This is a genomic window from Burkholderia sp. Se-20373 (assembly GCF_017104705.1).
GTDB lineage: Bacteria > Pseudomonadota > Gammaproteobacteria > Burkholderiales > Burkholderiaceae > Burkholderia.
In genome coordinates this window covers 23,240-30,095 of the sequence record NZ_JAAGPH010000102.1, presented here as the reverse complement: position 1 = coordinate 30,095, position 6,856 = coordinate 23,240, and the positions used below count along the sequence as shown (strand labels likewise).

The 6,856-nt window shown below is 66.4% G+C and carries 5 protein-coding genes; 3 read left to right on the top strand and 2 right to left on the bottom strand.

The genetic code is table 11. The features are described 5' to 3' along the window. Positions 1-569, top strand: a 569-nt coding sequence (locus G3N96_RS27135) for an aldehyde dehydrogenase family protein (protein ID WP_206139101.1), incomplete at its 5' end; no start/stop codon positions are given. A 45-nt stretch (positions 570-614) separates the two neighbouring features. On the opposite strand, the gene G3N96_RS27130 is transcribed toward G3N96_RS27135, so the two are convergent. After that, positions 615-2,855 (bottom strand): TonB-dependent receptor, encoded by a 2,241-nt coding sequence (locus G3N96_RS27130; protein WP_206139100.1) that lies wholly within the window; start codon positions 2,853-2,855, stop codon positions 615-617. Between the two features lie 322 nt (positions 2,856-3,177). Here G3N96_RS27130 and G3N96_RS27125 point away from each other — a divergent pair, with 322 nt between their 5' ends. Next, on the top strand, positions 3,178-4,242 hold the full coding sequence (locus tag G3N96_RS27125) for an asparaginase (protein WP_206139099.1): 1,065 nt from the start codon (positions 3,178-3,180) through the stop codon (positions 4,240-4,242). A 79-nt stretch (positions 4,243-4,321) separates the two neighbouring features. Here the strand turns inward: G3N96_RS27125 and G3N96_RS27120 are convergent, their stop codons facing one another. After that, the gene (locus G3N96_RS27120) at positions 4,322-5,296 is read right to left on the bottom strand and encodes a LysR family transcriptional regulator (protein WP_124577458.1); all 975 of its coding nucleotides are present in this window, start codon (positions 5,294-5,296) and stop codon (positions 4,322-4,324) included. A 141-nt stretch (positions 5,297-5,437) separates the two neighbouring features. Between G3N96_RS27120 and G3N96_RS27115 the strand changes: the two genes are divergently transcribed. Continuing rightward, positions 5,438-6,844, top strand: a complete 1,407-nt coding sequence (locus G3N96_RS27115) for an aspartate ammonia-lyase (RefSeq protein ID WP_206139098.1) — start codon at positions 5,438-5,440, stop codon at positions 6,842-6,844. Positions 6,845-6,856 lie beyond the last annotated feature (12 nt).

Below are 6,856 nucleotides of genomic sequence, written 5' to 3'. Positions count from 1 at the left end.
AGCGGATGCTCGTGCACGAGTCGGTGGCCGATCGTTTTACGGAGCTGGTGGTCGAGAAAACCAGCGCGTGGTCGTACGGCAATCCGGCCGATCCGTCGGTCGACATGGGCACGGTGATCGACGAGGCGGCCGCGAAATTCTGCGAGCAGCAGGTGAACGACGCGATCGCGCGCGGGGCGCGGTTGCTGGTCGGCAATGTCCGCAACGGCGCGCTGTATTCGCCGACGGTGATCGATCGCGTGACGCCCGACATGCCGCTCGTGAAATACGAGACTTTTGGCCCCGTGTCGCCGATCATGCGTTTCCGCGACATCGACGAAGCGATCCGGATGTCGAACAGCACCGACTATGCGCTGTCGTCGTCGGTCTGCACGAACCGCTTCGACCACATCACGCGCTTCATCACCGAGCTGGAAGTCGGCAGCGTGAACGTGCGCGAAGTGCCGGGCTACCGGCTCGAAGTGACGCCGTTCGGCGGCGTGAAGGATTCGGGGCTGGGCTACAAGGAAGGCGTGCAGGAAGCGATGAAGAGCTTCACGAACGTGAAGACGTACTCGCTGCCGTGGTGAGCGCGGCGGGGAAGGGTGCATCGCGCCCGCCCGCCGCCAACCGCGTTACTGATAGAAGTTGAGTGTGACCATCGCCGAACGGCCCGGCGCCCACGTCGCGTAGATCGGGTACGCGCTCGCGTAATACTTCTTGTCGAACAGGTTCTGCACGTTGAGCTGCACGTCCATCGTCTTGTTCACGCGCCACGTTGCGGCCGCGTCGAAGCGTGCGTAGCCGGGCGTCCATTTCTTCGTGGTCGCCGATACCGACGCATAGGTCTGGCTCATCACCGTCGCACCGGCGCCGAGCGTGAGCTTCGGCATCACGTCGTAGCTCGTCCACAGCGTGAAGTTGTGCTTCGGCACCATCACCATCGGCAGGCCCGATGCACCCGGGCTGCCGGGGCCCGCATCGGTCGTGATCGCGTTCAGGTACGAGTAGCCGCCGAACACGTGCCACTTCGGGCTCAGGTTGCCCGCGAAGCCGAATTCGACGCCGCGCACGCGCTGCTTGCCCGCATTGACCGTGTGACCGAGACCGTCGCTCACGCGCGCGTTGGTCTTCTCGGTCTGGAACAGCGCCGACGTCAGCGACAGCTGATCCTGCAGCACATCCCACTTCGCGCCGATCTCGATGTTGCGCGAGCGTTCCGGCGCGAGATCCTGGTTCGTCGCGGTGATCTGGTCGGTGCCGCCGCCGAGGCCGCCGTTCGAACCCGGCGGATTCGACGACGTGCCGTACGACGCATACAGGCTCACGTTGCTCACCGGCTTGAACACGAGGCCGAACTGGTAGCTGAACAGGTTCGACGTGTTCGACAGGTCGGCCACGCCGGCCTGCTTGCCGGTCGTGTCGTAGCGGTCGAAACGCAGCCCCGTGTTGAACTGCCAGCGCTCGGACAGCTTCACGGTATCGAAGAGGTACGCGGAAACCGTGTCGGTGCGCGTGTTCGTCGTCGCGCCGGGGAAGCCCTTGTCGCCGTTCAGCACGATGTTGCCGGTCCACGGCATGTTCGGGTTCCAGCCGCCCGCGAGCGGTGTGCAGTTGCCGGCCACCGAGCAGGGGCCGCCCGAGCGGATGTTGTTGCCGGCCGCATCCGACACGAGGTAGCCCTCGTAGCGCGCCTGTTCATGGCTGAACTCGACGCCGGCCGTCATCGTGTGCTTCATGCCGAACAGGCTCGCGCTGCCGGTCACTTCGGTCTGGTTCGAGAAGCCGTTGAGCGCGTACTTGCCGCTCTTCGCCTGCAGGCTCAGCATGGTCGGATTCGACGCGAGGATCTGCGGGTTCGTCGCCACGTAGTCGAGCGTCGAGCGGCCGAACATCGTCGTGTTCTTCAGTTTCCAGTCGTCATTGAGCTTGTGCTCGACGCGCACCTGGGCGGTGTCGGTCTGCCCGTAGCGGTAGTCGCGCGTGTTCAGCCCGAAGAACTGCCCGCGATCGGTCGGCACCGGCGTGCCGCCCGACGCGCGGAACGGCACGCTGAAGTCCGGCATGTCGTACGAGTTCATGTGGTAGTAGCTGACCGTGACCGTGGTCGGCGTATTCAGCCCGAACACGATCGACGGCGCGACGCCCCAGCGCTTGCTGTACACGTCGTTGCGGCCGGCCTGGTTCGCGTCGTGACCCATCACGTTCAGGCGCACGGCCGTCGTGTCGTTGATCTTGTGGTTCGCGTCGACCGTCGCGCGCTTGTAACCGTCGGTGCCGAAGCCGATGCTGCTGTTGATGAAGTTGTCGTTCTTCGGCGTCTTCGTGACGATGTCGATGCTGCCGCCCACCGAGCCGCGGCCCGCGTAGACCGAGTCGGGGCCCTTGATCACGCTGATCTGCTCGACTGCGAACGTTTCGCGGTTCTGCAGCCCCGAGTCGCGCATTCCGTCGACGAAGATCGAGTTGCGCGATTCGAAGCCGCGGATCACCGGGCGATCGGCCGACGGGTTCGCGGCCGCATCGCCGCCGAGGAACGTGATGCCCGGCACCGTGCGCAGCGCGTCCGCGAACGACGTGACATTCTTTTCCTTGATGAGTTGCTCCGGGATCACCGTGACCGAGCGCGGCGTGTCGAGCAGCGGCGCGGTGAATTTGTACGACGGTGAGCGCTTCACCTGCATGTCCGACGGCGCGGTCGACTGGACGTTGATCGTCGGCAGCGTCGCCTGTACGGCGGCGGACGGTGCCGGCTGGTCGGCGGCGGGTGCGGAAGCAGGGGCCTTTTCGGCGGAAGCGAGCAGCGGGGTGAGGAAAACGGAGCAGGTCAGCGCCGACACGAGGGCGCGAGGCCTCGTCTTGAACTGGGCGGGCATATCGAGAGGCAGCAGAAGGTTCGGTGAGCAGGTGCGTCTTCTCGATGCCGGGCGGGCAGCGCGGAACATCGGAAAACGTCAATGTAAATGCGTATGATTCGCGTTTGCGATCGCAATTGTACGAATTGGTACTAATTCTGTAAACGATCGAATGGTTTTTGTACTAATTCGGTCAGGCTTTCGTGGGGGGCGGATTGCCTTTGCGTGGCGTGCAACACCACTTTCCATCGCCCGGCCGTGCGCGGCGGCGACGACTCGATACACTGCCGTACCGGTTGGACGGGCCCCGGCAAGCAGGCCCCGAGCATGGAGACAACACACGATGGACACCCAACGCGCAGCAGTCGTCACGTACCGAGGCGATGCGATCGAGAACACGCACGCCGCCCATGTGGCGGTGGTCGATGCACGCGGCACGCTGCTGGCCCGGTTCGGCGATCCGTTCCGGATGACGCTTGCGCGCTCGGCGGCCAAGCCGGCGCAGGCGCTGTCGGTGATCGAGACGGGCGCGCCCGAACGCTTCGGCTTCGACGATGCGGATATCGCGCTGATGTGCGCGTCGCACAGCAGCGAGGACCGGCACATCGAGCGCACGCGCGCGATGCTCGCCAAGGTCGCCGCGCACGAATCGGACTTGCGTTGCGGCGGCCATCCGCCGCTGTCGGACGCGGTGTATCGCGCGTGGATCAAGCGCGACTACTCGCCGACCGGCGTGTGCAGCAACTGTTCGGGCAAGCACGTCGGGATGCTGGCCGGCGCGCGGGCGATCGGCGCCGCGATCGCCGATTACCACCTCCCCGAGCATCCGATGCAGGTGCGCGTGAAGCACGTGGTGGCCGATGCGTGCGGGCTGCGCGACGACGAAGTGGGCTGGGCGATCGATGGGTGCAACCTGCCGACGCCGGCGTTTTCGCTGGATCGGCTCGCGCGGCTTTACGCATCGCTGGCCGACGGGGCGGACGCGGTGGAAGCGGGCGGTGACGCCGTCACCGATCGCGTCCGCGCGCTGGCGCGCATTCATCATGCGATGACCGCGTATCCGGAGCTGGTTGCCGGCGAAGGGCGCTATTGCACGGTGCTGATGAACGCGTTCGACGGGCAGGTGGTCGGCAAGCTCGGCGCCGATGCGTGCTACGGGATCGGCGTGCGGGCGTCCGAGCGCACGCGGGCGCTGGGCGCCGACGGCGCGCTCGGCATCTCGGTGAAGATCGAGGACGGCAATCTCGACGTGCTCTACATGGTCGTCAGCGAGCTGCTCGAGCGGCTGCAGATCGGCACGGCCGAGCAGCGCGCGCCGCTGGCCGGCTTCCATCGGCCGCGGATGCTCAACACGCAAGGTGTCGAGATCGGGCACGCCACGTTCCCGTTTGAATTGCAGGCGGCCTGAACGGCGCGGCTGCGCGGCTGCCGGTGGTCCGCGACGCGGGCCATGCGCAGTGGCGCGACCCTGACCCAGGGCGCGCGCGCTACGCGCTCGCGCCGCGAATCTTCGTCAGTTCCAGCGCCGACAGCTCGCCGACATGCGCGAGGTGTTCCGCGAGAAAGTCCTTCAGCACGCGCAGCTTCGCCGAGCTGCGCCGGTTCGCCAGGTACGCGATATAGATGTATTCGCCCGTCAGCCGGTTCTGCAGCCGGTAGCGCGGCAGCACGGCTTCGAGCCGGCCGCTCGCGAGCAGGTCGCGCACCAGCCAGATCTCGAACTCCGCGATGCCGAGCCCCGCGCAGGTCGCTTCGAGCAGCAGCTCCGAATGGTCGGTGACGAGGTTGCCGGCCGGCAGCACGCTGTGATGCGCGTCGCCGTGCACGAGATCCCAGCGCGGATCGCCTTCCGGATGCACGTAGCGCAGGCAGTTGTGTTGCTTGAGGTCGTCCGGCGTGGCCGGGCGCCCGCAGCGGTCGAGATAGCCGGGCGTCGCGCACAGGATGCTGTCGTTGCGTGACAGGCGGTGGACGACGAGGTTGTCCAGGTAGTTCTCGCCTTCGTGAATGTCGAGATCGAAGCCGCCGGCCACGAGGTCGTTGTGGTTGTCGGTGAGCCGCACGTCGAGCTGGATCGTCGGGTAGCGCGCGAGGAACGGCGCGACCAGCGGCGCGAGATGGCGGCGGCCGAACGCCACCGGCGCGGTGAGCTTCAGCGGGCCGCTCGGCTGCGCATTCAGCTCGGCGACCACGCGCAAGGTGTCGTCGAGATCGGCGATCAGCGTGACGGCGCGTTCCAGGTAGATATGGCCGGCTTCGGTGAGCGTCACGCTGTGCGTGGAGCGGTGCAGCAGCGCGACGCCGAGCGCCTCCTCGATCGCCGTGACCTTGCGTGCGACGGTGGACGTCGACACGTGCATCTCCTTGGCGACCGCCGAAAAACTCCCTGTTTCGACCACTCTGACGAACGCGCGCATCGCGCCCATGTGGTCGATGCCGGGTTCCCTCGCGCCTTTTTTCATTCGATTCTCATTGTTGCGTGCCACGCAAAACCGCTTTCGATAATACAGAAGTGAGGTTGTTTTTGCAAAGGCATAGAATGCGAACCCGTCGCGTCGGGAAGCGGCGCACGACGAGCGGCACGAGACACCCAGGAGGGGACGATGACAGAAAACGGTTTCCGCGTCGAAGCGGATCTTTTAGGTAAGCGAAGCATCCCGAATGAGGCCTACTACGGCGTCCATACGCTGCGCGCGAAGGAGAATTTCGACATATCGGGCCGTACCATCGCGTCGCTGCCGTACCTCGTGATGGCGCTCGCCGCGGTGAAGGAGGCCGCGGCCGACGCGAACTGCGAACTCGGGCTGCTGCCGCGGCCGCTTCGCGATGCGATCGCCGCCGCGTGCGTCGAGATCCGCGAAGGGCGCCTGCACGACCAGTTCGTCGTCGACATCATCCAGGGCGGGGCCGGCACGTCGACCAACATGAACGCGAACGAGGTGATCTGCAACCGCGCGCTCGAAATCATGGGCCACGCGCGCGGCGAGTACGAATACCTGCATCCGAACGAGCACGTGAACCTCGCGCAGAGCACCAACGACGTCTATCCGACCGCGATCCGCGTGGCGACCTGCTTCGCGGTCGAGCATCTGCTCGAAGCGATGGCGCGCCTGCGCGATGCGTTCGCGGAGCGGGCCGACGCGTTCGCCGGCTTGCTGAAGCTCGGCCGCACGCAGCTGCAGGACGCGGTGCCGATGACGCTCGGCCAGGAATTCTCGACCTACGCGGTGATGCTGACGGAAGACATCGCGCGCCTGCAGGAAGCCGGCTGGCTGATTCGCGAGATCAACCTCGGCGCGACCGCGATCGGCACGGGGATCACCGCGCATCCGCAGTACGCGGAGAAGGCGCTCGCGGCGCTGCGGCGCATTACCGGGCTCGACCTGAGCACCGCGCCGAACCTGATCGAAGCGACCCAGGATTGCGGCGCGTTCGTGCAGGTGTCGGGCGTGCTCAAGCGGATCGCGGTGAAGCTGTCGAAGATCTGCAACGACTTGCGGCTGCTGTCGAGCGGCCCGCGCGCGGGGTTCGGCGAGATCAACCTGCCGCCCGTGCAGGCCGGCTCGTCGATCATGCCCGGCAAGGTCAATCCGGTGATCCCGGAAGTCGTCAACCAGGTTGCCTTCGAGGTGTTCGGCAACGACCTGACCGTGACCTTCGCGGCCGAGGCCGGACAGCTTCAGTTGAACGCGTTCGAGCCGGTGATCGCCAGCGCGCTGTTCCGCAGCTTCAGCCACCTGACGGCCGCCTGCACGACGCTCGCGCAGCGGTGCGTGAGCGGCATCACCGCGAACCCCGAGCGGCTGCGCGAAACGATGGAGCGCTCGGTCGCGCTCGCGACCGCGCTGAACCCGTACATCGGCTACAAGCGCGCGACCGCCGTGGCGGCCGAAGCGCACGCGACCGGCAAGTCGATCCGCGAGGTCGTGCTGGAGCGCGAGTGGATGACCGCTGCGCAGGTCGAAGAAGCGCTGCAACCCGAAGCGCTGATCCGGCCGCGCGTGCTTTGACGCCGGCTGCGC